Annotated in this window: 24 protein-coding genes and 3 pseudogenes; 21 read left to right on the top strand and 6 right to left on the bottom strand. The window is 64.7% G+C overall.

The window, feature by feature from the left end; translation table 11 throughout:
* Positions 1–47 precede the first annotated feature (47 nt).
* From MSM1_RS09730 to MSM1_RS09710, 5 genes are read right to left on the bottom strand one after another with little or no spacing between them, the layout of a single operon-like run.
* Positions 48–254, bottom strand: a complete 207-nt coding sequence (locus tag MSM1_RS09730; RefSeq protein WP_213441745.1) for a hypothetical protein — start codon at positions 252–254, stop codon at positions 48–50.
* Positions 251–1,615, bottom strand: coding sequence for a phenylacetate--CoA ligase family protein (locus tag MSM1_RS09725; protein WP_213441743.1), 1,365 nt, complete (start codon positions 1,613–1,615; stop codon positions 251–253). Before MSM1_RS09725 ends, MSM1_RS09730 begins: the two co-directional genes overlap by 4 nt.
* Positions 1,612–2,403: an enoyl-CoA hydratase/isomerase family protein gene (locus MSM1_RS09720; RefSeq protein WP_213441741.1), complete on the bottom strand. Its 792-nt coding sequence runs from the start codon at positions 2,401–2,403 to the stop codon at positions 1,612–1,614. Before MSM1_RS09720 ends, MSM1_RS09725 begins: the two co-directional genes overlap by 4 nt.
* Positions 2,400–2,714, bottom strand: coding sequence for a MaoC/PaaZ C-terminal domain-containing protein (locus MSM1_RS09715; protein WP_213441739.1), 315 nt, complete (start codon positions 2,712–2,714; stop codon positions 2,400–2,402). The genes MSM1_RS09720 and MSM1_RS09715 overlap by 4 nt, the downstream gene beginning before the upstream one ends.
* Before the next feature lie 29 nt (positions 2,715–2,743).
* Entirely contained in the window at positions 2,744–3,133 is a 390-nt protein-coding gene (locus tag MSM1_RS09710; protein WP_213441737.1) for a MaoC family dehydratase N-terminal domain-containing protein, read from the bottom strand.
* A 289-nt stretch (positions 3,134–3,422) separates the two neighbouring features.
* Between MSM1_RS09710 and MSM1_RS09705 the strand changes: the two genes are divergently transcribed.
* From MSM1_RS09705 to istA, 21 genes and pseudogenes are all read left to right on the top strand, one after another.
* Positions 3,423–4,088, top strand: a complete 666-nt coding sequence (locus tag MSM1_RS09705) for a TetR/AcrR family transcriptional regulator (protein WP_213441735.1) — start codon at positions 3,423–3,425, stop codon at positions 4,086–4,088.
* Positions 4,089–4,286: 198 nt separating this feature from the next.
* On the top strand, positions 4,287–5,006 hold the full coding sequence (locus MSM1_RS09700; RefSeq protein ID WP_213441734.1) for a Phenylacetic acid catabolic protein: 720 nt from the start codon (positions 4,287–4,289) through the stop codon (positions 5,004–5,006).
* Positions 5,003–5,299 carry a hypothetical protein gene (locus MSM1_RS09695; RefSeq protein WP_307857351.1) on the top strand — a complete coding sequence of 99 codons (297 nt, stop codon included), beginning with the start codon at positions 5,003–5,005 and terminating at the stop codon, positions 5,297–5,299. The genes MSM1_RS09700 and MSM1_RS09695 overlap by 4 nt, the downstream gene beginning before the upstream one ends.
* Positions 5,296–5,640 carry a hypothetical protein gene (locus MSM1_RS09690; RefSeq protein WP_307857350.1) on the top strand — a complete coding sequence of 115 codons (345 nt, stop codon included), beginning with the start codon at positions 5,296–5,298 and terminating at the stop codon, positions 5,638–5,640. Before MSM1_RS09695 ends, MSM1_RS09690 begins: the two co-directional genes overlap by 4 nt.
* On the top strand, positions 5,637–6,743 hold the full coding sequence (locus MSM1_RS09685; protein WP_213441732.1) for a PDR/VanB family oxidoreductase: 1,107 nt from the start codon (positions 5,637–5,639) through the stop codon (positions 6,741–6,743). Before MSM1_RS09690 ends, MSM1_RS09685 begins: the two co-directional genes overlap by 4 nt.
* Before the next feature lie 72 nt (positions 6,744–6,815).
* A complete protein-coding gene (locus MSM1_RS09680; protein ID WP_213441730.1) occupies positions 6,816–8,009 on the top strand; it encodes an acetyl-CoA C-acyltransferase in 1,194 nt (397 codons plus the stop codon).
* Between the two features lie 7 nt (positions 8,010–8,016).
* On the top strand, positions 8,017–8,772 hold the full coding sequence (locus tag MSM1_RS09675; protein ID WP_213441728.1) for a 3-oxoacyl-ACP reductase family protein: 756 nt from the start codon (positions 8,017–8,019) through the stop codon (positions 8,770–8,772).
* 9 nt (positions 8,773–8,781) lie between these two features.
* Positions 8,782–9,981 (top strand): acyl-CoA dehydrogenase family protein, encoded by a 1,200-nt coding sequence (locus MSM1_RS09670; protein WP_213441726.1) that lies wholly within the window; start codon positions 8,782–8,784, stop codon positions 9,979–9,981.
* Positions 9,974–10,723 (top strand): enoyl-CoA hydratase/isomerase family protein, encoded by a 750-nt coding sequence (locus MSM1_RS09665; RefSeq protein ID WP_213441724.1) that lies wholly within the window; start codon positions 9,974–9,976, stop codon positions 10,721–10,723. Before MSM1_RS09670 ends, MSM1_RS09665 begins: the two co-directional genes overlap by 8 nt.
* A 38-nt stretch (positions 10,724–10,761) precedes the next feature.
* Entirely contained in the window at positions 10,762–11,772 is a 1,011-nt protein-coding gene (locus MSM1_RS09660) for a phosphotransferase family protein (RefSeq protein WP_213441722.1), read from the top strand.
* Positions 11,773–12,281: 509 nt separating this feature from the next.
* Positions 12,282–13,472 (top strand): annotated as a pseudogene (locus tag MSM1_RS09655) (IS3 family transposase).
* Between the two features lie 4 nt (positions 13,473–13,476).
* On the top strand, positions 13,477–13,980 hold the full coding sequence (locus MSM1_RS21800) for a hypothetical protein (protein WP_307857349.1): 504 nt from the start codon (positions 13,477–13,479) through the stop codon (positions 13,978–13,980).
* A 95-nt stretch (positions 13,981–14,075) separates the two neighbouring features.
* The gene (locus tag MSM1_RS21795) at positions 14,076–14,435 is read left to right on the top strand and encodes a transposase (protein WP_236055998.1); all 360 of its coding nucleotides are present in this window, start codon (positions 14,076–14,078) and stop codon (positions 14,433–14,435) included.
* Between the two features lie 480 nt (positions 14,436–14,915).
* Positions 14,916–16,088, top strand: a complete 1,173-nt coding sequence (locus tag MSM1_RS09645) for a site-specific integrase (protein ID WP_213441720.1) — start codon at positions 14,916–14,918, stop codon at positions 16,086–16,088.
* Entirely contained in the window at positions 16,085–16,468 is a 384-nt protein-coding gene (locus MSM1_RS09640; protein ID WP_213441718.1) for a hypothetical protein, read from the top strand. Before MSM1_RS09645 ends, MSM1_RS09640 begins: the two co-directional genes overlap by 4 nt.
* Positions 16,469–16,504: 36 nt before the next feature.
* A complete protein-coding gene (locus MSM1_RS09635) occupies positions 16,505–17,059 on the top strand; it encodes a hypothetical protein (protein WP_213441716.1) in 555 nt (184 codons plus the stop codon).
* A gap of 141 nt (positions 17,060–17,200) precedes the next feature.
* Complete coding sequence (locus MSM1_RS09630) at positions 17,201–17,371, top strand: hypothetical protein (RefSeq protein WP_213441714.1); 171 nt, start codon at positions 17,201–17,203, stop codon at positions 17,369–17,371.
* The gene (locus MSM1_RS09625; RefSeq protein WP_307857348.1) at positions 17,341–18,573 is read left to right on the top strand and encodes a site-specific integrase; all 1,233 of its coding nucleotides are present in this window, start codon (positions 17,341–17,343) and stop codon (positions 18,571–18,573) included. Before MSM1_RS09630 ends, MSM1_RS09625 begins: the two co-directional genes overlap by 31 nt.
* The gene (locus MSM1_RS09620) at positions 18,570–18,935 is read left to right on the top strand and encodes a DUF6262 family protein (RefSeq protein WP_236055897.1); all 366 of its coding nucleotides are present in this window, start codon (positions 18,570–18,572) and stop codon (positions 18,933–18,935) included. The genes MSM1_RS09625 and MSM1_RS09620 overlap by 4 nt, the downstream gene beginning before the upstream one ends.
* Before the next feature lie 998 nt (positions 18,936–19,933).
* Complete coding sequence (locus MSM1_RS09615) at positions 19,934–20,122, top strand: hypothetical protein (protein WP_213441712.1); 189 nt, start codon at positions 19,934–19,936, stop codon at positions 20,120–20,122.
* 692 nt (positions 20,123–20,814) lie between these two features.
* Positions 20,815–21,591: pseudogene (istA, locus tag MSM1_RS09605) on the top strand (IS21 family transposase); the annotation flags it as partial.
* A gap of 12 nt (positions 21,592–21,603) precedes the next feature.
* On the opposite strand, the pseudogene MSM1_RS21790 reads toward istA, so the two are convergent.
* Positions 21,604–22,105, bottom strand: a pseudogene (locus MSM1_RS21790) (helix-turn-helix domain-containing protein); the annotation flags it as partial.

The following is a 22,105-nucleotide window of genomic DNA, read 5'->3' as shown; positions in this document are numbered from 1 at the left end:
AGGTCGGGCGGTTCTCACGGCCTGGTGCCCCCACAAACCCAGGCTTGTCATCGCTCCTCCGGAAACAGATGGTCGGTGTAGCCGAGATACGAGATGGCAAGAAACAGGTAGACATCGGCCATCTCAAGGGCACGGGCCACCGCCGGTGTTGGCGCGTTGGCTTCTTCAGCTAGCAGTGCCCGACGCACGTTTAACAGGCGGTGCAGGGATTCGTGCTGGCCGTTCGTGGCCTGCGGCGGCATAGGTGCGCTCATGCGTTGCCCCCGAAAGTGAACTGGGGGCGCTCAGCCGGCTCGCGGTGGTCGAAGATCCGCTTGGTCTTCAGCTGGTAGCGTGGCAATGTGCCGGGGTCGAGCACCTGGACTTCGAGATGCACTCCCAGATGGGTGTAGAGATGGGAGGCTAGTCGGTGGTTTAGGAAATCGCGGTCGGCGTCGTTGACGGCCGACTCCACCTTAATGAGCATGCGGTCCATTCCCTCCCGACGGGAGATGTGCAGCTCGTAATGGCCCGACAAACCAGCGATTTCGCCGATAAGGTTCTCCACGGCGGTAGGAAACACGTTGACACCGCGGATGGTGACCATAAAGTCTGTCCGGCCCAAGACGCTTCCCCGATAATGGCCCCAGGTCCAGCCGCAACCATGCTCTGGATTGCGATCCAGACGAACTAGATCGTGTGTGCGGTACTTGATAAACGGTTGCGCCAGGCGCGTGTAGCTAGTAATGACGTTCTCCCCTATTGCATTCGGATCGCTCACTGGCTCACCCGTGTTGGGGTCCGCGGTGTAGGCATGGCACACGTCCTCGATGAGGTGCACGCCACCCGCCCACTCCCGGCACGACTGAGCGATGAACAGCGCTTCACCGATTCCGTAGGCGTCGTAGATGCGGTCAGTTCCCCACGCCTCGGCGAGCTTCTGGCGGGTCAACGGAATAGCGAAGCCCGCCTCGCCGCCACCGGCGAGCATCTGCACGCCGGCTCCTCGGATGTCAATCCCCTCAGCCTGTGCGATATCGGCAAGGTGCAGAAGGTAGGTCGGGGTGCCGCAGACGATGGTGGGGCGCAGCTCCATGATCTTGCGGACCCGGTCGCGACCGGATAGACCGCCACCCGAGATGATCGTGAGCCCAAGGTTGCGTGCACCCCAATAGAAGCTCCAAAGCCCGATCCACATGCCGAAGTCGAAGCAGAAGAACATCGAGTCCGTGGACCGGATTCCATAGTCCCAAAGGCCATAGCAGTACTGAGAGCCCGCCTTGTGCATGTCGTAGTGGGTCATGACTTCGTTCATGAACCGACCAGTGGTTCCGCTGGTGTGAAAGTATTGCTGCCAGTCGCGTTGCTCCAGGGCCAAGCCACCGTAGCCGTGTCTCTCCTGCTCGGCCATGTAGTCACCTTTGTCGGTGAACGGCAGTCGGCGGTAGTAGTCGTCCCAGGTACGAATATCCGATGGCTTAATACCCGCGTCGTCATAGAGGCGGCGATGCAGCGGTGAGCGTTCGTAGGCCAGGGCGACCAGGTGCTGAATCCGTCGGAGGTGTAACTGATCGAGCACCTCACGCGGTGCGGTTTGGGTAGCGCGATTCCAGTAGCGGTCACCCCGGGCGTTCATCGTGCCTCCCAATGCGGGCGACGTTTGGCGAGAAACGCCGCTACCCCCTCACGGTGGTCGCTGGTGGTCTTCAGGACGCTCTGACCCAAACGCTCCAGGCGGCGACCTGTCTCGGCATCAACATCGGCGCACGTGTTGAGGACAAGCTTGGCCATGCCGAGAGCAAGCGGCGCCAAGCTCAACAGCCGGTCGGTGAGCTTGCGAGCCGCCTGGACGGCCTCCCCATCGCCAACGACTTGGGTGGCCAACCCCAGCTCGAGGGCGCGGCGCGACGACAGGGCGTCGCCCAGCATGACGAGTTCCTTGGCCCGCCCGAGCCCAACATGCCGGACCAGGCGAGAGCATCCACCCGAGCCTGGGATGAGTCCGACTTTCGCCTCGGGCATCACGAACCGCGACCGCTCGGTCATTACCCGAAAGTCGCACGACAACGCGAGTTCAAAGCCACCACCAGCGGCGACACCGTCGATCGCAGCGATGACGGGAACTTCCATGGCTTCGACGGTGTCGAACACTTCGTGAATGCCGCGCGCCACAGCGCGAAATCCGCGGGTGCCAATCGCGGCGAGTTCCTCCATGCCAGAGACGTCTTCGCCCGCGGAGAATGCACGGCCAGCACCGGCCAGGATCAGCGCCCGTAGGCTCGGGTCGGCCGCCGCACGCTCGACCGCGTCGCGAAGCTCACGACGCATCGGGGTATTCCAGGCGTTGAGCCTGTCGGGCCGGTTAAGCGTTAGGACCCGCACGCCGTCTGCGCTGTCCTCCTCAAGCAGGTACTCGTAGCTCACGGATTCTCCACGACAACAGTGGCGGTTGCCACGACTTTGCCTGCCTCCGTGCGGATCTCAACACCATCACCCGACGGCACGACGGTGAGAGTGTCACCCGGCAAAACGGGTGCGCGCAGGCGAGCATCGAACCGACGCAGCGTTCTGGCACCAACTTGAGAGATCAGGGCGTCGATTGCCAAGGTCACAGTCAGGGGTCCGTGGGCGATCACCGAGGGCATGCCGGCCGCACGGGCGAACTCCTCGTCGACGTGGATAGGGTTGAAATCGCCGACCGCGCCGGCGTAGCGGGCGATTTGCACCCGGGTCACAGGCGGGATACTCGCAGGCCGAAACTCGGTCATTTGGCCGTCGCCTCGATGAAGGTCGTGCGCTGCTGCTGGACCAGTTCGCCCGATTCGGCGCGGATTTCGGTCGCGACCACCCCGAACGTGTTGCTGCCTTTTTCATACACGTCGTCGATGTAAACTCGGATCGTGACGGCCTCTTGAGGCTCGAACGGCCGTTGCCACTCGTAGGATTGGCCCGCGAGCAATGCGCGCGACAGGTCGAGCCCGAGTCGATCCACCAACAGCTGTTCGCCAGCCACGGTGGGGCCGAAATAGGGCGTAAGCCGCGCCGTCTCATCGGCGCTCTCGGTCCCAATCGCGGCCGCCACCTCAGCGAGCTTGACCGGTTCGACCCGCTGGCGAACCTCAATCAAAATCTCACCCTTCGCAGTTAGGTTCATCGCGCTCCTTTCCTTGTTAAAATCGCGCCGCAGGAGGATGGTGGTGCGTCATCCTTGACCTCCCGAGACCGGATGACTCCAAGAGGCCGCAAGCTCCGATAGGCTTCGTTGGCCGTGAGAGCCCCCCTTTCCAGCGACCGTGACGCAGTCCACACTTTCTATCGACTGTGAGGTAGAATATATTCGCAGTAGCCGTTGTCAAGTCCCAATATGGGCCTAGGAGTCGGTCTGCTCCTGCAACCGAGGTACAAACACAAAACCGCACTTCAAAGGGTATGGTCAGCACTCGATGTCATCAGGTACGCATATAAGACGACGAGGCCGTCCTCGGCTTACTGAGCCGACGCCGGAGTACTTGGAGCGACGCGAGGCAATCATCGCTGCCGCGATTCGCGCCTTCCACCTCCACGGGTATGACGCCGCCTCACTCGACGACGTCGCCGCTGAACTGGATATTCGTAAGGCCAGCCTGTACCACTACATCGAGTCCAAGGCGTACCTGCTGTACCTCATCTTCGATCGCGCCATCAGTCAGGGACTCCAGCGACTCGAGCAGATCTCAACACTCCCCGACCCCCGGGAACGGCTTGCGGCCATGATCACCCATCAGGTCGAATTGGTCGCCGAAGAGCCCAGCCTATTCGCGGTTTTCTTCGGCAACAGGCCACGCCTCTCCTCCGAATACGAGGCCGACATGCTGGCTAAGGAGCGTCGGTACGCGCGCCACTTCATCGAGGCGGTAGATTTTGCCGTCAAAGAGGGTGTGATAACGCCAGTGGACCCGAAGTATGCCGCGCACGCGCTCCTCGGGTTAACCAGTTGGATCTACAAGTGGTTCAGCCCCGAGGTCGACGACTGGCAGGAAGTCGCCCGAAACTTCGTGCGTCTGGTGCTCGGCTCAGACGTCTCTGTTGACCTTAGCAAGATGACTATCGACGCCGCCAGCGCCAAATAGCAACAGCGTATCCGCCGGACTCCCGCAACACCGGATCGCTTGCGGATACGGGGCTTTCTCGGGCTTATCGGGCTCGAGAAGGACGCTTGTCGCCACCTCTTGGCGGGAAATTAATTCGTCCGACTGGTCGGTTGACATATTTGGGCGTCTCCGGTTTGATGTCTGTATAGCGTGGATCCCCTAACAAGGAGGCCCTTCATGACCGCCGCTACCCACGGGAAGGTTTATGCCGAAAACGACCCCGACATGCCGGAGGAGTTCCGTACGCTGCTGATTCGGATGCTTACCCACCATCTAGAGAACACTACCAACCCCCACTACATCGACCTGCTGAATCAGTTGTGGGTCAAGGGGATGACCCTGATACCGGACGAGAAGCTCAAGGTCACCTACGCCAAGCTCATGCAGCAAGAGGTCGAGCACGGCGCTATCACCGCCCGGATTCTCGAAGGCCTCGGTGTAGGCCCCGTGACCAGCGAGATCCAACAGTACTTTTTCAAGCTACCTATCGAGACGTTCTGCGACCTCGCCTACTTCAATGGGGTGGGCGACCGGGTGGGCTGCTATATCGGCGAGACCTGGGAAGGGGTCCCGTATGAGCCGTTGCTGAACGTAGCCGATCGCCTGCACAAGGACGAAGTGTTTCACGCAACCTTCGGGATGAACAATCTTCGCCGTATCTGTAGCACACAGGATGGCTTGGCAGAGGCCAACGAAAAGATCAAGATCTGGTGGCCGGCCGCTCTCGACATGTTCGGCCGATCGGACTCGGAGTTCTCCGACGCATATGTCAAGTGGGGACTGCGCCAGGAGAACAACGAAGAGCTCCGGCGGCGATATATTCGCGACACTCGACCCATCCTGGAGAAGATGGGCATCGAGGTGCCGGATGATACCGCTAGCCGGAGATACCTGTGACCGAGATCCTGGGCTCGGACAGCGAGCTGGTTGGCGACCGGCGCGGGGCGGTACGGACGTTGCATCCCCACCCCGCGATCACCGTCTTCGATGTTCAGCTGTCGGATTACCACGAGTACTTCCTCGTCGCAGTAGGGCAGCGTTCGATCTCCGTCACGACTTTCGATGTCAGCGACGCCACATACCCGGAACCGCAGACGTTCGTGTTCGCCAAGCCCTATGGCTGGGACGAGAACCTCGAGGGCGACGAGGGACTGCTGCAGGTATGGCAGTCGATAGGGGTCCTGCGGTGACACTGTTGGAAGGGGGCAACAAAGTTCCAAGGCGCCGCTTCACCGTGCGCGGCAGCCGCAACGGCAGCCGGGTTCATGTCACGTGGACCGACGGCAAGCTCACCGGCGATCCTCCTACAATCGACCTCATCCTCGTTGAGGCCGAACTCGCACTGTTCCACCCCGAGGACCGCCAATCGTGGGCGGGCTTAGTGTATGCCGGCGCCGGGTTAAGCAACCAGCCGCTCAGCGACGCGCCCTCGGCCTACCGGCTTATCAATAGCGTGCTCGACACCATCACCACCGTCGAGGGTGATGCTCCTGCCGAGTCAATCGATGCGCAGCCGCAGCTCCAGCGATGATCACACATCTTCCGGCAGTCCAGAGCCATCCGGAACCGGCTAGCAATGCCTGGTCGTGCGCGGTATCTCCTGAAGGCGGCGATAGCTCAACGGCCCAACAGGTCGCAGGGCCACGCGCCGCCCAAAATTCAGACGTCAAACAGTCCTGCGGACTACAGACCCTGCGGGTCGAGCGCGCGCGACGTGAGGCCCGGGAGGTCATTTCGCTGCGCCTCGTCCACCCGCGCGGTTTGCCGTTGCCGGCGTGGACGCCGGGAGCGCATATCGACGTCATCTTGCCGTCTGGAAGAGTCCGCCAGTACTCGCTGTGCGGAGACCCGGCCGACCGTGACGCGTATACCGTCGCGGTGCTGCGAGAGCCGGCCGGTCGCGGCGGATCCATCGAAATCCACGATCCTGCACTGGTGGGACAGGATGTCGGTGTCAGCCAGCCGCGGAATCACTTCCCGCTGGTGGAAGCGAAAAGGTATCTGTTTATCGCCGGAGGCATCGGGATAACACCGATCTTGCCGATGGTGCGCGCCGTCGAGGCGCGAAGGATCCCGTGGCGGCTCGTCTACGGCGGACGGTCCCGCGACTCGATGGCCTTTGCCACCGACGTCAAGTCGCTGGGAGGCAACCGCGTCGAACTGTGTCCTCAAAACGAGACCGGGGTACTCGACGTCGAATCCATCGTGGGGAATGCTTCCACAGACACCGCCATCTACTGCTGCGGGCCAGAGGGGCTCATTAAGGCAGTAGAGAGCGCATGTCAACGCTACTTACCGCCCGATGCGCTACACGTCGAGCGCTTCGCCTCGTCAGAACCATCCTCCACACACCCACAGGAAACCGGCAAAAGCTTCGAGGTAGAACTGCGGCGCACCGGTGTGGTGCTTCACGTCCCCCCGGACCGTTCCCTTCTGGACGTTGTCCGTGAGGCGGTGCCCACTGTGTTGTCTTCGTGCGAGGAGGGATTCTGCGGCGCCTGCGTGACCACGGTTCTAGACGGCCTACCCGAACACCACGACACCGTGCTCACCGACGCCGAGCGCGAGAAAAACGACACGATGATCATCTGCGTTGGGCGCGCGAAGTCAGCGCGGCTTGTGCTCGATCTTTAAAGCTGGCCTCGCGACCCAACCTGTGACCACTGGGCAGATGAAGCAGATAACTAAGGAGTAAGGAGTAACCCCTTGACCACGGCAGTCATCGTCGACGGCGTTCGGACACCATCAGGCAGAGGAAAACCGGGCGGCGCGCTATCCGGTGTACACCCCGTCGACCTGCTCTCCGGCGTGCTAAGCGCACTCGTTGAGCGCAACGACCTAGATCCCGAACTCATCGATGATGTGATCACCGGGTGTGTCGGACAGGTGGGGGAGCAGTCAACAAACGTGGGGCGCAACGCCGTGCTCGCAGCTGGTTTTCCGCAGCGGGTACCCGCGACAACGCTGGACCGCCAATGCGGATCCAGTCAGCAGGCCGCCCACTTCGCCGCCCAGGGGGTGATGGCCGGTGCCTATGACGTGGTCGTCGCGTGCGGTGTGGAGTCCATGAGCCGAGTACCCATGTTCTCGGCTCAGCAGGGTGCGAACCCCTTTGGGAGTCGGTTCGCTCAACGGTACCCGGATGGCCTGATCCAACAAGGCGTCTCCGCGGAACTCGTTGCGGCCAAATGGGGGCTGGAACGAGAGGAACTTGACGAGTTCGCGTTCCAGTCGCATCAACGGGCGGCCGCTGCGGGCGCGAGCGGCGCTTTCGACAACGAGATCGTTACGCTGCGTACAACGGCATCAGACGGCTCTCAGGTCGTGGTGAGTGCGGATGAGACGGTGCGCGCCACGACGACGCGTGAAGGACTGGCCCAATTGAAGCCGGCGTTCGCGAACGTGCCAGAGGCCGCCCGCTACCCAGAAATCGAGTGGAAGATTACAGCCGGTAATTCGTCACCACTCACCGACGGAGCGTCAGCGGTCCTCATTATGAACGAACAAAAGGCCCACCAACTTGGCCTGCGGCCCCGCGCCCGATTCTGCTCCTTCACCGTCATTGGCGATGACCCGATCCTCATGCTCACTGCGATCATCCCGGCCACCCAACTCCTTCTCGAGCGTGCCGGAGTTGGCATCGATGCCGTCGACGCGTTCGAGGTCAACGAGGCGTTCGCCAGCGTGCCTTTGGCGTGGCAACGCGAACTCGGCGTCGACCCGGAGCGGGTTAACATCCACGGTGGGGCAATCGCTTTGGGGCACCCGCTGGGAGCCTCGGGCACACGGCTTTTAACCACACTGGTCGGTGTACTCGAATCCATCGGAGGTCGGTTCGGGCTTCAGACGATGTGCGAGGGCGGCGGCATGGCCAACGCCACTCTCATCGAACGACTCTGATACACCGATGCATGAACCTGGCTCTCTTAACGGGATCCCAGCCTTCGTGACAGGGGGATCGCGCGGCATCGGCGCCGCGATCGCCCGACATCTCGCAAGCGTGGGTGCTGCCGTGGCGATCGGATATCGCAATCGCGCTGCGCAGGCCGAGCAGGTCGCCATGAGCATCACGACGGCAGGGGGAACGGCCATCTGCGTTGCCGGGGACGTCTCGAACGAGAATGAGGTTGATCAAGCATTCGCCCGGATCGAAGCCGAGCTCGGCCCGGTGGGGATACTTGTGAACAATGCCGGCGCGCACCGTGGCGGGCGGGTGCAGAAACTGACCCTCGATGACTGGCGGCTTGTACACGACGCCAGCCTGACGAGTGCATTTTTATGCGCCCGCCGTGCAGTTCCCCGGATGATCGAGCGCCGAGGGGGCCGCATCATCAATGTCACGTCCGTGGTGGGGCTCAACGGCTTCCCCGGTGACGCTGCCTACGCGTCGGCGAAGGCAGGCCTCATTGGTCTAACCAAGGCACTCGCTCTCGAACTCGCGCGAGACCAAATCGCGGTAACCGCGGTGGCACCCGGTTTCGTCGATACGGAGATGACCCGCGGGCTGGCGCCGTCGGTGCTCGCGCGCATCGAGCGCACGATCCCTGCCCATCGTCAGGCCACTGCGGACGAGATCGCCCAAACGGTCGGCTTCCTGGCGGCCGGTCCCGACTACATCACCGGAACCGTCATCGTCGTCGACGGTGGCTGGAGGATCGCCTGAGGAGGCCCAATGACAATTGACTTCACCCTCGATCCCGACCTGCAGAACCTGCGGGACCGCGTGCATAGCTTTATCGCCGACGTCGTCATCCCGGCCGAAAACGAGATGCTTTCCGATCCGCACGGTATCTCCGACGAGCACCGCGTCGTACTGCAGGCCGCCGCTCGCCAGGCGGGCCTCTTGGCGCCTCACGTTGGTGAAAGGTGGGGCGGGCGGGGTCTCGATATGCGTGGGCGCGCGGTGGTATTCGAGGAGGCGGGCTACAGTCTGCTCGGCCCCCTCGCACTTAACTGCGCGGCCCCCGACGAGGGCAACATGCATCTGCTCGAACACGTCGCCACCGAGGAGCAAAAGCTCCGCTACCTCGCCCCCCTCGCCCGCGGTGAGGTCCGGTCCTGCTTCACGATGACCGAGCCTGCTCCGGGAGCAGGCGCCGATCCGTCCCTGCTTCGTACGACGGCGCGCCCTGTTCGCGGCGGCTGGGTCATCGATGGTAGCAAATGGTTCATCACCGGAGCTGAGGGAGCAGCATACGCCATCTGCATGGCGCGCACCCCTGCCGTGGGAAAAGATGCGGCCACAATGTTTTTTGTGGACGCGGAAACACCAGGCTTCCGCATCGGGCGCCGGCTCGACACCCTCGATGCCGGGTTTGCCGGGGGCCACTACGAGGTTCATTTCGAGCACTGCGAGGTTCCGGAGTCATCGGTCCTCGGCGAGGTGGGCAAAGGCTTCGCATACGCACAGGTGAGGCTGGCCCCTGCGCGGCTCACGCACTGCATGCGGTGGCTTGGCCTCGCCCGCCGCGCGCAGCACATCGCCGTCGAGGTGGCCACCAGCCGCCACCTGTTCGGGAGCCGACTCGGTGACCTCGGGATGGCACAACAGATGCTGGCAGACAACGAGATCGACATCGCCGCATCGCGTGTACTCATACTGCACGCGGCCTGGGTGCTCGACAGTGGCCACCGCGCTAGCGCGGAAAGCTCTATCACCAAAACGTTCGTGTCCGAGGCGGTCAACCGGGTCGTGGACCGAGCGGTCCAGCTGGCCGGTGCGCGAGGCATCTCCGGCGACTTTCCCCTCGCCCGCTTTCTGCGGGAGGTGCGTGCGTTCCGCATCTACGATGGACCCTCCGAGACCCACCGGTGGTCGATAGCGCGGCGGCTGTTGCGCGCCCACGATAGGCAGGAACTCGCGAATGCCTGACCTACTCGATTCGGTACGGGAGGACGACATCCTGATTTTGACCCTGAACCGCCCGAGCGTACGCAACGCGCTAAACTTCGCGCTCGCACATCGCCTGCTCGACGCCGTGAACCAGGCGAAGTACGACGACACGATCGCGGCCATCGTGATCACCGGTGCGCCACCCGCATTCTGCGCTGGCGGAGATCTCGCCGACATCCCCACGCGCGCCGACGCCGTGACACTCGCCGCACGTCACCGCGCGTTCGTCGAACTCGCTCACGCGATAACCTCGTCGCCCAAACCTGTCGTCGCGGCTGTCAATGGAGCCGCCGTTGGCGCCGGAGCCTCCCTCGCGCTCGCCTGCGACTACATCGTCATGGCAGACACGGCCGTATTGCGCCTGTCGTTTCTAAGCGTCGGCCTTCCGCCAGACTTGCTATCAATCTCGCTGCTTCGCAACCGCGCCGGCTCTACCGTCGCCGCAAACATTCTTTACTCCGCTAGCCCCGTCGACGCCGATGACGCTGTGCGCCAACAGCTCGCCAATGATACCGCGGCCAGCGCTGACGTCGTCGCCAAAGCCATCGCCGCTGCCCGCCGCCTGGGCGCACTGCCGCCGTTCGCATTCGCAACGACCAAGTCACTACTGCGACACGCGACAACCCTTGCCGACATGCTCGTTGACATCGAACCGCTTGCGGTGGGCGCCGCCGCAGCATCGCACGAGTTTCTTAGCGCCACCAGCCGGTACCGACGATGAACGCTCCCGATCCCCGAATCACTCCGGCTCTGGTTTGGATGACCGAGCAGATCAGTGACGCGGACGAACCGCTCTCGTACCAGCTGATCACCGGGGGACGATCAAATCTCACCTACCGTGTCACCGGATCGCGCGGCCGCAGTTGGATACTGCGGCGGCAGCCTATCGGCCCGTTGGCGGCACGGGCGCATGATTTGCGCCGCGAATACCGCATCCTTAGCGCGCTTTCCCGACACACGGCGCTGCCCGTCCCCAAACCGATTGCGCTGTGCGAAGACCAGTCTGTGCTAGGAGTGACGTTCTATGTCATGACCGACGTGCCCGGAACGGTGCTCCGCGATCCAACGGATACCGCCACCCTGGCTGAGACAACCCGACCCGCCGCGGCTCGCTGCGCTGTCGAGGCCCTAGCCGCACTGCACGCGGTCGACCTCGACCGGACCGGGCTAGCCGATCTGGGACCGCGAGACGGCTACGTCGCCCGCCAGCTACGCCGCTGGCTTTCCCAGGTCGAACAGACCGGCGACGTCGACGCGTTCTACCGCCTGGGTAAGCAGCAGGCAGCGCTCGCGGACACACTGCCGAGAACCACGGAAACCTCCCTTGTACACGGCGATTACCGATTCGACAACCTCGTGCTAGACCCTTTTGGCGGGACCGTCCGCGCGATTCTCGACTGGGAGATTGCCGCTCTGGGCGATCCGCTCGCCGATCTGGGTTACTTTCTCGTCTCCTGGGACGAACCGGACGGCGAGCGGCCCGCGCTCGGGCTCCCAGGTCCAACGTCGGCCAACGGCTTCCCCTCCCGGCGCGAGGCAATTGAATGGTATGCCAGTGCGCGCGCCATCGACGTCGACGTGCTCGATTTCTATCTGGCGTTCGGATACTGGAAGCTCGCTTGTGTCTTGCACTGCGTCGCCCAGCGCTACCGAACCGGCGGCGGCGGCGGCGCTAGCGACACCCTCCCTCCCGACATGACCGAACACGTTAGATGGCTGACGCACCGCTCGGCCACGCATCTCACCCGGCATAAAGCGGTCACAGGGTGAACCAACCAACACGACCCAGACGAACCGTGCCATTACATGTATTTCCGATTTCCCTCGACTATTTCCCTCGACGCGCCCAGCCGACGTACCCCGGCACGCCGTTCGACCTACGCCCAAACACCACCCCCTGTTGCATCACGTCGTCCCTGAAGGGCCGAGGCCCTGTCAACTGGTTGCCGACCAGGGGTTTTGCTGGCTTTCGGCTTCCGTGTGGGAGGCATCGGGTAAGGGCCGGGGTCAAGACGCAGCGCCAGCACCGTAGCGAGGACGAACAGTCTCGACGCCAGGCCGGGCCGAGGCATACTGCCCGGTGCCGGAAGGTCGACAGCGTGATTGTTGGGTTGTGGGCCTTCTCCAAGCTGCGATGGTGCAGATACTTTGGGGCAGGGCCGGACTGTTTCGGCTGCCGGTCACCCCTTCGCCCACCGGTGTAGGCATGGACTGGGGTTGACCCCTGATGGTGGACACCTGACTGGTGGGGCTGCTGGTCCCGCGGGAAGGATGTCCGCATGTCGGGCAAGCGTCGCAAGTACACCCCGGAGTTTCGGGAGCAGGCTGCCCGCCTGGTGATTGAGACCGACCGGCCGGTGGCTCATGTGGCCGCCGAGATCGGTGTTGGTGAACAAGTGCTGGGGCGTTGGGTGCGCCTGCAACGCCGAGCCCTATCGGCTGGTGATACTGGCGCGGTGTTCGATGCTGATGAACGCGCAGAGCTGGAGCGGCTGCGCCGCGAAAACGCTGAATTACGCGTGGACCGTGAGTTTCTGAAAAAAGCCGCGGCCTTCTTCGTCGCCGAGCAGCACCGGTAGCAGCCTACCGGGTGATCGAGGCGCAGCAGGCCACCGACCCGGTTAAGCGGATGCGCGAGCTGCTGGAGGTGTCGCGCTCGGGGTACTACAAGTGGCGCACATCCCGTGATAGTGGGCCGACCCCGGCGCAGCAGCGCCGCGCCGAGCTGGACGCCAAGGTCGCGACGTTTCACGCGGCCTCTGACGGTGTGTACGGCGCCCCACGCATCCTGGCCGATCTAGGCGACGACGGTGAGACGGTGTCACGGAAAACGGTGGCGGCCTCGCTGCGCCGGCGGGGTTTGGCCGGGATCAGCCCCCGCCGGCTCGCGCCGGCGACCACGGTGGTTGACCTGGCTGCCGCGGTGCCCAAAGACCCGCTCAAACGCCGTTTCGACACCGCGATACTCAACCGGGTGTGGACCAGCGACATCACCTATTTGGGCACGGGTGAGGGCTGGCTGTATTTGTGTGCCGTGCGCGATGGCTGCTCACGAAAGGTGATCGGCTGGGGCAGCGACGATTGCCTGCACACCGATCTGGTCCAGGGCGCTTTGGAGATGGCCGTGGCGATGCGCGGCGAGCCCGCCCCAGCAGGTCGTGGTGCACGCTGATCGCGGCTGCCAGTACACCTCAGCGCAGCTCGCGCGGTTCGCCCGCGAGCACAACCTGGCCCGCTCGGTTGGCCGCACCGCGGTGTGTTGGGACAACGCCCAGCAGGAATCATTCTGGGCGACACTGAAAGTCGAGTTCTACGACCGCTACGTGTGGCGAACCAAAGCCGCCGCCAAACTCGCCGTCGGCGATTGGATCGAGCGCGTCTACAACCGACGCAGGCGCCATTCATCCCTGGGTATGATTTGCCCCGTCGAGTTCGAGAACCGACTCACTCAGACGGCACAAGCCACCTGACCGTGTGTCCACCAAACGGGATCAAGCCCAAGCCTGGTTGGCCGAGCACTGTCCCGACGGCAACGCGGAATTCGCGCTGGAGGGTTGCACGGGGTGGCGGTATGTAGTCGAGGAGTTGGTCGCGGCGGGGGTGGTGGCGCATTTGGGCGATCCGGCCGAGACCGCGGCGCTACGGGGCCGCAAGAAGCGCGCCAAGACTGATCGCGCGGATGCGCGGCTGCTGCGCACCTTGCTGTTGCAGGGCCGGTTCCCCGAGTCGTGGATCCCGCCGGTGCACGTTTTGGAGACCCGCAACCTGGGTCGGTTGTACTGCACGCTGATGGACGAGCGGCGGGCCTGGCAGCAGCGTATTCATGCCCAACTGTTTCATCAAGGCTGCCCACCGATTAGAGCGCTGCTGTCGGCGGCGGGCCGTGAGGCGCTCGCGGGTGCCGAGTTGTCGGCGGCTGGACGCCAGTACGTCGATACCGCGCTGCGGCACATTGATGAGCTGACCGGCGAGATCTAGCCGCTGCGAGCACAATTGATCAACTTCGCCCGCCGCCAGCCGGGCTGTCAAGCTTTGCAACGCCATACGGCATTGGCTGGTTGTGCGCGGTGATCATGTGGGCTGAGATCGGCGATGCGCGCCGGTTTTCTAGCTCCGATCAGCTGGTGCGCTTCGCCGGCCTGGATGTGACCGTCTACTCGACCGACGGCAAATGCTTGCCGGGGCATCTGTCGCGGCAGGGCTCATCCGAGCTGCGCTGGGCGGCGTTTGAAGCGGCCAAGTGCGCTGCCCGGCGCAGTTCCCCGGATTACGCCTACTACCACCAAATCGCCGCCCGCCCCCGCGGCAACGGCAAGGACCCGACCCTGGCGGTGGAACGCAAGCTGCTGCGTCGCTGCTATCACAGCCTGCGTGACCTCGGCGATGCAGCGCTGACGCCACCAGTCGCCGAACCCAAGGAGGTGGCCGCCTAACCATGCGTTGCGTGCGTGCCCTGCCCATAAATCCACTGATGCTTGCGGCTGGCTCCCGAGTGTCTCCTGCCGCCGCCCCTTGCTGGGCGGACCTCCTGGGGAGAATGAGCGGCCGCACTTTCTTCGGCGGCCCGCACCGTGTCGGGCACCCCATCGATCATCATGTCGCCGGACCATTGTCCGTGGACCCAGATAAGGCTGGGCGCCGGCACGCCCGACGCGTCTCGCGCACCACTTTTCCTCACCGGAGGCACCAGATGGCTTGAACCACAACGATTTCGACTCGTTCCTCGCTGACCGAGTATGCGGCTGGCTTCTCGTCGGCCTCAAGGTCGTTCGTCCTCGCTGCGCTGCGGGCGCTCCACCTTGACCCCGACTGCGATCCACCGCATAAAAGCATCGCCTAGAACGAGGCCATTCAACAAAACAACCCGGATCCACCCCTTTACCGGGGTCCGCATCACAGATAAGGAGATCGGGATGCGGGCGTTTTTGGTGAGGTTGCCGTCTGGGGTGAGGTACTGGGCGGTGCTCGATGAGGATCTGGCGGCGCTCGACGAGGCGGACGCATTCTTGCGCCATGTCCGATTCGGTCGTGACGGCTCGGAGTTGACGACTAGGTCGTATGCGGGTGGCCTCGCGTTGTTCCTGCGTTGGTGTGTTCGCACCGGCCGGCACTGGCATGACGGGGGGGCGGCGCTGGGGTTGTTCATCACCTGGCTGCGTCACGCGGGGCCGCAGGCCAGCGGCGCTGATGTTGTGGTGGGTGGGCAGGTGCTGGCCGGTCCGGGCACGGAACCGGCGCGTGGGGCGCGGCGGATCAACGGTGTGCTGACCGCGGTGCGGGGGTTCGTCGCCCACGCGGTGACATCGGGGCAGGCGCCGGGCGAGCTGATGCCGCTGATTTATGAGCTGGCCGACGAGCGTGACCTGCCCGCGCAGGCTCGCGGTGAGGAACATCGGATGACCTGGCGGATGCGGGCGCGGCATCGGTTGCATGAGCCGGAGGCGATGGTGGACCGGGCCAGCGACGCCGAGATCGTGGCGTTGCTGCGGGCCTGCCGGTCGGCGCGGGACCGGCTGATCGTGTTGTTGATGGCCAGGGCCGGGCTGCGCCGCGGGGAGTTGTGTGGCCTGCGGCGCTGGGATGTTCACCTGCTGGCCGACGCGCGTCTGCTGGGCTGTGAGATCCCGCGGGCGCACCTGCATGTGGTGCGCCGGGAGAATCCGAACGGGGCGTGGGCCAAATCCCGTCGCCAGCGGGTGGTGCCGCTGGATTTTCTGCTGGTGCAGGTGTTCGACGTCTACGAGTTTGAGCGGTTTGCGGTGCTGCGGGCGGCTGAGTCGGATTTCTTGTTGGTCAACCTGTTTCGCGAGCCGATCGGTGCTCCGATGCGCCCAGATGCGATCAACGAGCTGATCGCCGCGTGTGCGCGGCGGGCCGGGATCGAGCATGTGACGCCGCATCGGCTGCGGCACGCGTTCGGCAGCAACCTTGCCGACGCCGGTGCCGCCCTCGATGAGATCGCCACCCTGATGGGGCATGTGTCGATGAGTTCGTCGCAGGTCTACCTGCATCCCGACCCGGCCCGACTGCGTGAGGCCGTCGACCGGGTCCCCAGTCCCCGCGGACTGGCCGGGATGAACCGGTGAGCGCCGAGGCGGTGCAGGCGGGGGCGGTCGTCGCCGGCGGAGCGCACGTGTTCGCCGACCCGGGGATCGATCGGCACACTGCAGCGATCGCCACGGTGATCGACCCCGCGTTTCTCACCGAGGCCGGATGGGACCCGGCGCGGCGGGTGCTGTCGTTTGCCCCGGAGCATCCACTGCTGGGCCGGCCCGTCTGCCGCGCGGCGGACTGTTCGACAACGGCGCAGGCTGCGTCGCGGATCTGCGCCTCGTGCCGCCGTAGGCTCGCCGAACACGGGCTCGGTGAGGATGAGATCGCCTCGCTTCCACCGCGCGATCGCCCACGATCGGGGCGCGGACCGCATGGCTGTGTCGTGGACGGTTGTGGCCGCGAGTGGGAATAAGCAAGCTCGGGGTTGTGCCGCACACATGCAGAACAGTTGCGCGCCTTGCTGGTTGCCGATATCGACGAGTTTCTTGCCCACCGGCAAACCCGCCCCCTTGCGCCGTGCGGTCCGTGCGTGGTGGCCGCCTGCACCCGCCAGCGCCGCAACCCCGACGGGCTCTACTGCGACGCGCGCCACCAACGGCTGCGCACCGCCCGCGCACGCGACCCACAGCTGGATGAAATCCGCTGGCGAGTCGCCGAGCCGGCGATCGGTCGCGGCGGTGAGGTCAGTCTGCGCGGTCTGCCGCCGCTGGTCGTCGCCGAATTGCTGGTGGGCTTGCAGCAGCGCTGCCGGATCAACGCGGTCAAAACCGATGATGCCGTGCTGCGGGCGTTCTGCAACGACGCCCGGAGGCGGCAGGTGGGCTCGCTGGCCGACTACATCCCCGGCGATGAGCGTGATCTGGAGTTCACCGGGCTGGCCAACTGCCTGATCGGTCATGCCCGCCGCGCCCTGTCGAGCCCGGAAACCGAAGTCGCCCAAGACGAGTGGGATCTGACGGTGTTTGGGCATCACGGTACGGTGTCGTTGACCGGTATCAGCTAGACCTGGCTGCGGGAAACGGCCAAACGGTGGGCCGCCGACGACCTGCCCAAACGGCGTGTCCGGCCGGGGCGGCGCGCCAGCGCGGGCCTGGCGGCGCGTCACCATATCGGCTGCCTGACACGGTTGTCGGAGTCGCTGCGCATGCGCGATGACCGCGGCGATCACCCGGCGGCGTTGGGACGAGCCGACATGGAGGCGTTCCTGCACCGGCTGGCCTACCTCGAATCGGTCGGCCAAATAGCGGTGATGCCCGGATCCGAGCCTGCCGCGAGGTTCGTGGCGTGCTCACCCGCATCCGCGCGATGGGGCTGACCCGCCCCGGCGGCATCGCCGCCGGACTGGGCGAGGACTTCGCGATTGGGCAGGCCGACGTGCCCGCCGAACCCGAACCGGCAGAACCCAACCGGGACCTGCCGCAGGAAATCATGCGGCAACTGCGCAGCCACCCGGCTGAAATGACGTCACCAGAGACGCGCACCGCGGTGGAGTTGGCCATCGACACCGGCCGCCGTCCCGAAGAGATCTGCGAGCTGGACTTCGACTGCCTGACCCGAGACGACGACGGGCAGCCCGTGCTGATCTATGACAACCACAAGGCCAATCGTCCCGCACGGCGCCTGCCGATCGGCGAGCAGACCGCTGAGGTGATCCTCGCCCAGCAGCAACGGGTCCGGGCACGCTACCCGCACACTTCGATCGGCGAGCTCAAGCTGCTGCCCACCGACCGGCGCAACCCCGGCGGGCGCCGCGCAATCACCGCCTTCAGCCTCGCATTCGCCCACCGCACCTGGGTCGACCGCATGCCGGTGCTGCACACCGCCGACGGCGTCGAATACGACAAAGCCAAGGTCGTGCTCTACGCCTACCGGCACAGCTACGCCCAACGCCACGCCGACGCCGGTGTTCCCGTCGAGGTGCTGCGAGAGCTGCTGTCGCAGCGCAAACTCGAAACCACCAGCGGCTATTACCGAGTCGGCGAAGCCCGCCGCCGTGAGGCCGTCGACCGTGTCACCGCGATGCAGTTCGACCGGCACGGCAACCGCGCCTGGCGGCAAGCCCAAGCATTATTGGACTCCGAGCACGCCCGCCGCGCCGTCGGCGAGGTCGCCGTCCCGTTCGGTGTCTGCGCCGAACCGTCCAACCTCAAGGCCGGCGGCGGTGCCTGCCCGTTTCGGTTCCGCTGCGCTGGCTGCGACCACTTCCGCACCGACGTCTCCTACCTGCCCGATCCGCATGCCTACCTCGACGACCTGCTGCGCACCCGAGAACGCCTGCTCGCCACCACCGAACTCGATGACTGGGCACGCGCCGAGGCGATGCCGTCGGGGGAGGAGATCCGCCGCATCCGTCGCCTGATCGACCAGATCGGCAGCGGGCTCGAAGAACTAGAACCCGAACAGCGACAACAACCTCAACGAGCCATCACTGTGGTGCGCCGACACCGCAGCGTCATGCTCGGCATACCCCGCACTCGCCAACCCCTGCCCGACCTGCGCCCGCAGAGGACCCCATGACCACCACCACCCCTGCCGTCGACGCGATGATCGACGGACGTCGAGCCGACTCCACCAGACGCCGCCAGCGCGTCCTTTCCGCGCTCGACACCGCCATCAAAGACGGCGCCGAGCTCAGCGCCAGCGGCATCGCTCGCAGCGCCGGAGTCGACCGCACCTTCCTCTACCGCCACCGCGACCTGCTCGAACGCATTCACACCGCCGAAACCCAGCCACCAGACAAACCCGAGATCGGCCCGCCGGTCACTCGCGCCTCACTGCAAGCTGACCTGCTCGCCGCCCAGCAACGCTGCACCCGCATGGCCGCACGCACCCAACAACTCGAAACCCGCTTATCTGAGCTGCTCGGCGAAAAAGCCTAGCGCGCAAGCGGACTCGGTGCCCCCACCGACATCGACCAACTTCAGCAACGCATCGTCACACTCGAACAACAAATCGTCGAGCTACGGCTGCAACTCGAAGAACGCGACCAAGACCTCGCCGCCGCCCGCGCCGCCAACCGCGAACTCATGGCCCAGCTCAACATCTCCCAGCCGACCGGCTGACACACGAGTGCTTGCACCACACCTGTTGCGCACCATATGCTTCACCAGCCAGCCGCGTGAACTGCGGAAACGCAGGGGCACTACAGCAGCTCAGGCCGCGACCCCGAGAGAAGCACCGCCATTCATCCCTGGGTATGATTTGCCCCGTCGAGTTCGAGAACCGACTCACTCAGACGGCACAAGCCGCCTGACCGTGTGTCCACCAAACGGGTCAAGCCCATGGAGCGGTGCGGTGTTGACACGCGGGGTCAATCAAGGGGCGACCACGCCGATTGGGAATCAGACATGAGAACGATCGCGCGTGTTGTGTCCGGAGTTGCTCACGCCGCCCTGGTCAAGCGCGAGGATGTGCCTGTCGCACAGCCCGTAGTAGACCGCTGTGAGCAGTTTGCGTGGCGCGGCGACCCTGGCGATGTTCTTGCCGCGGCGGACTTCGTGCGGTCCTTGTCGGCTGAGATCTTGCGTGTTGTCTGATGACGCTGTGTGGCCTCGATGGCTGCCCACCGAACCAGTTTTGAGCCCTCTTGGCTTTGAGGCGGCGGCTTGGGTCGGCAAGGATGTCTCGGTGCTGTTGGGCGAACCGGAAGAAGCCCTGCGGCGTATGCAGGTGGCGCGCCCGGTTACTCGAGTTGGTGATGGTGGCGAGGAAGGCTTCGATGTCGCCGGTGCCGACCGGGGGCCAATCGGCGACCCCGGTCCGGTGGGCGATCAGGTAGCGGGCCAGATCACGGACAGTGGTGAGGTTGATCTCGATGGTGCGGTCGGACCGGGGGCTTGGTTCCGGCTCGTCGGGCGCGCTCGCGTGACCGCAGCTGATGGGTGTCGAATACTGCTGGCAGGGGTCGAAATCGGTCGGGGACCCCGCTGATGCGACGTACGCGCCGATCTGCCGCGGCCTGGGTCGTGATGTCAAGGGCCGGCGCCAGCCTGGATTCGACGAAATAGGCTTCCAGCGCCGGCGCCAGCTCGCCGACGGCAGGGCCGGGTTTTCGGGCTTCTTCTAGAACCGCAGTCGGGTCAGCACCGGGGATGCGGGCGAGGACCGTGGCGAGCGGGTGCAGCATGGAGACCGCACGGGTCGCCGCCGTCCGCTCGGCGAAAAATACGCCGAATCCTCTCCACCACCGCGGTTCGGGATCCAGTTGCGTAGCAAGCTTTTCGGGTAGCGGTGCACCAGCGCTGGATCATTATGGTAGCAGTGCGAGCACTGGCCACGTGCCTGATTTGGACGCTGCTGCCCGCACGTCACGCAGACCACGACACCGCGCGGGCGAGCCACAACGGCGGCATGGACCGCCCCGGCCGCGCTTGTGCCGTTGCTCGGGCGGCCACAGCTGGCGGCGGACATGGCGCAGCCACGGGGGTGGTGTCGATGTCGAGCAGATCGTTGGGGCGCATTCCAGCGCTGTGAACAGCGCGGCGAGTGTTTCGAGCTTGAGCTGGGCGGGTTGTTTGGCCAGCAGCGCTGACACCGACGCCGCCCGACAAGTGCAGGCCGGCTTTCTCGGCTGTCAGCGGTCACGCAATTCCCCAGGTTTGAGGGGTTGTCCGTCACGGAATTCCCCACCCTGGCTGTCAGGTAATTCCCCACCCTGGGCGGCGTGTCTACCGGGTGTGGGCCTCGCACACAAGTTCGCTCTGAAGTCGTCGGAGAACGGCGGACGGAAGGGCGCTGATGGCGAGGAGAGATATCGAGATGTTCGATCTGATCGAGTTGTACACGCATTGGCAAGCTGGCCGCTCACAGGTGCAGTTGTGGCAGTCGCTGGGGATGGATCGCAAGACGATCCGCAAGTATCTTGCCCCGGCAATCGCCGAGGGCATCGATCCTGGCGGCGAACCATTGACCGCCGGGCAGTGGGCTCAGCGGATCGCGGAGTGGTTTCCCGGACTGGATGATCGGGGTGCACGGGCGTCGGCGTGGCCGCTTATCGAGCCGCATCGCGACCGGATCAAGGCTTGGTTGGACGCCGATGTCACGGTCGCGACGATCGCGCAGCGGCTGCGGGATGACCACGGGGTCGAAGCGTCGGAGTCATCGGTACGGCGTTGGGTGGCGACGCAGTTCGCTGAGGAGGTGGCCCGGGCGCGGGTAACCGTGCCGCGTGGTGAAGTGCCACCGGGCAGTGAGGCGCAGATCGACTACGGCAAGCTGGGGATGTGGCTGAACCCGGCGACAGCCAAGCGGGTCGCGGTGTGGGCGTTCGTGATGGTGTTGGCGTGCTCGCGGCACCTGTTCGTGCGACCCGTGATCCGCATGGACCAAACTACCTGGTGTGCTTGCCATGTCGAGGCATTTGAATTCTTCGATGGTGTCCCGGCCCGGCTGGTGTGTGACACCCTGAAGACCGGGGTGGACAAGCCCGACCTGTATGACCCCAAAATCAATCGCGCCTACGCCGAGCTCGCCGCCGACTATGACTGCTTGATCGACCCGGAGAGAGCGTTCAAACCCAAGGACAAGACTCGGGTTGCATATTGCACCTCATTGGGTTGATGCGTGGGGAGTTTCTTGTTCGGGTTGGCCAGCGCGTTTTGGTCGTCTTCCGATTTTGGGTCGTTGCGGTGGGTTGTCGGGGTCGGGTGGGTGGTAGAGCGTTTCGCCTTTGTCGTTATAGCGCAGGCCACTGACAATTCCGGTGCGGTGCCAGGCCTTGAGGGTGTGTCTGCTGATGCCGAGCAGGGTGGCCGTCTCGGTGGGGGTGAGCATTCCGGCTGCGCGTAGGCGCTGGCGGCGGCTGCGCAGCCGGTAGGTGTGGATGATGTTGTCCACGATCTTGTGGTGGAAGGGCTGCCCGGTGCCGGTGGTCAGACCACGCTGGTTAAGGATCTCGGCGACTTCGCCGCTGATGTGTTCGTCGAGTAGTTCGTCAACGACGGCGACGATGTTGGCGGGTGTTTTGCGTTGCTCTCCAACGGGTTTGGGGGCGGGCAGGGTGAGCGTGGTGTCGGTGCCGCCGGAGAAGCGGACGTGCGCGTGATGGTGT

The organism is Mycobacterium sp. SM1, from assembly GCF_018361265.1.
Taxonomy (GTDB): Bacteria; Actinomycetota; Actinomycetes; order Mycobacteriales; family Mycobacteriaceae; genus Mycobacterium.
Note: the sequence above shows the minus strand (reverse complement) of the source record. Positions and strands in the feature narration are given on the sequence as shown.

Excerpts from the sequence above, each read along its gene's own strand:
- MSM1_RS09665 (WP_213441724.1), top strand. The coding sequence starts at position 9,974 with ATGCCTGACCTACTCGATTCGGTACGGGAGGACGACATCCTGATTTTG.
- MSM1_RS21795 (WP_236055998.1), top strand. The coding sequence starts at position 14,076 with ATGTGGGCTGAGATCGGCGATGCGCGCCGGTTTTCTAGCTCCGATCAG.
- MSM1_RS09685 (WP_213441732.1), top strand. The coding sequence starts at position 5,637 with ATGATCACACATCTTCCGGCAGTCCAGAGCCATCCGGAACCGGCTAGC.
- MSM1_RS09645 (WP_213441720.1), top strand. The coding sequence starts at position 14,916 with ATGCGGGCGTTTTTGGTGAGGTTGCCGTCTGGGGTGAGGTACTGGGCG.
- MSM1_RS09725 (WP_213441743.1), bottom strand. The coding sequence starts at position 1,615 with ATGAACGCCCGGGGTGACCGCTACTGGAATCGCGCTACCCAAACCGCA.
- MSM1_RS09630 (WP_213441714.1), top strand. The coding sequence starts at position 17,201 with ATGCGCGATGACCGCGGCGATCACCCGGCGGCGTTGGGACGAGCCGAC.
- MSM1_RS09670 (WP_213441726.1), top strand. The coding sequence starts at position 8,782 with ATGACAATTGACTTCACCCTCGATCCCGACCTGCAGAACCTGCGGGAC.
- MSM1_RS09660 (WP_213441722.1), top strand. The coding sequence starts at position 10,762 with ATGACCGAGCAGATCAGTGACGCGGACGAACCGCTCTCGTACCAGCTG.
- MSM1_RS09700 (WP_213441734.1), top strand. The coding sequence starts at position 4,287 with ATGACCGCCGCTACCCACGGGAAGGTTTATGCCGAAAACGACCCCGAC.
- MSM1_RS09705 (WP_213441735.1), top strand. The coding sequence starts at position 3,423 with ATGTCATCAGGTACGCATATAAGACGACGAGGCCGTCCTCGGCTTACT.
- MSM1_RS09675 (WP_213441728.1), top strand. The coding sequence starts at position 8,017 with ATGCATGAACCTGGCTCTCTTAACGGGATCCCAGCCTTCGTGACAGGG.
- MSM1_RS09710 (WP_213441737.1), bottom strand. The coding sequence starts at position 3,133 with ATGAACCTAACTGCGAAGGGTGAGATTTTGATTGAGGTTCGCCAGCGG.
- MSM1_RS09730 (WP_213441745.1), bottom strand. The coding sequence starts at position 254 with ATGAGCGCACCTATGCCGCCGCAGGCCACGAACGGCCAGCACGAATCC.
- MSM1_RS09615 (WP_213441712.1), top strand. The coding sequence starts at position 19,934 with ATGGGTGTCGAATACTGCTGGCAGGGGTCGAAATCGGTCGGGGACCCC.
- MSM1_RS09620 (WP_236055897.1), top strand. The coding sequence starts at position 18,570 with ATGACCACCACCACCCCTGCCGTCGACGCGATGATCGACGGACGTCGA.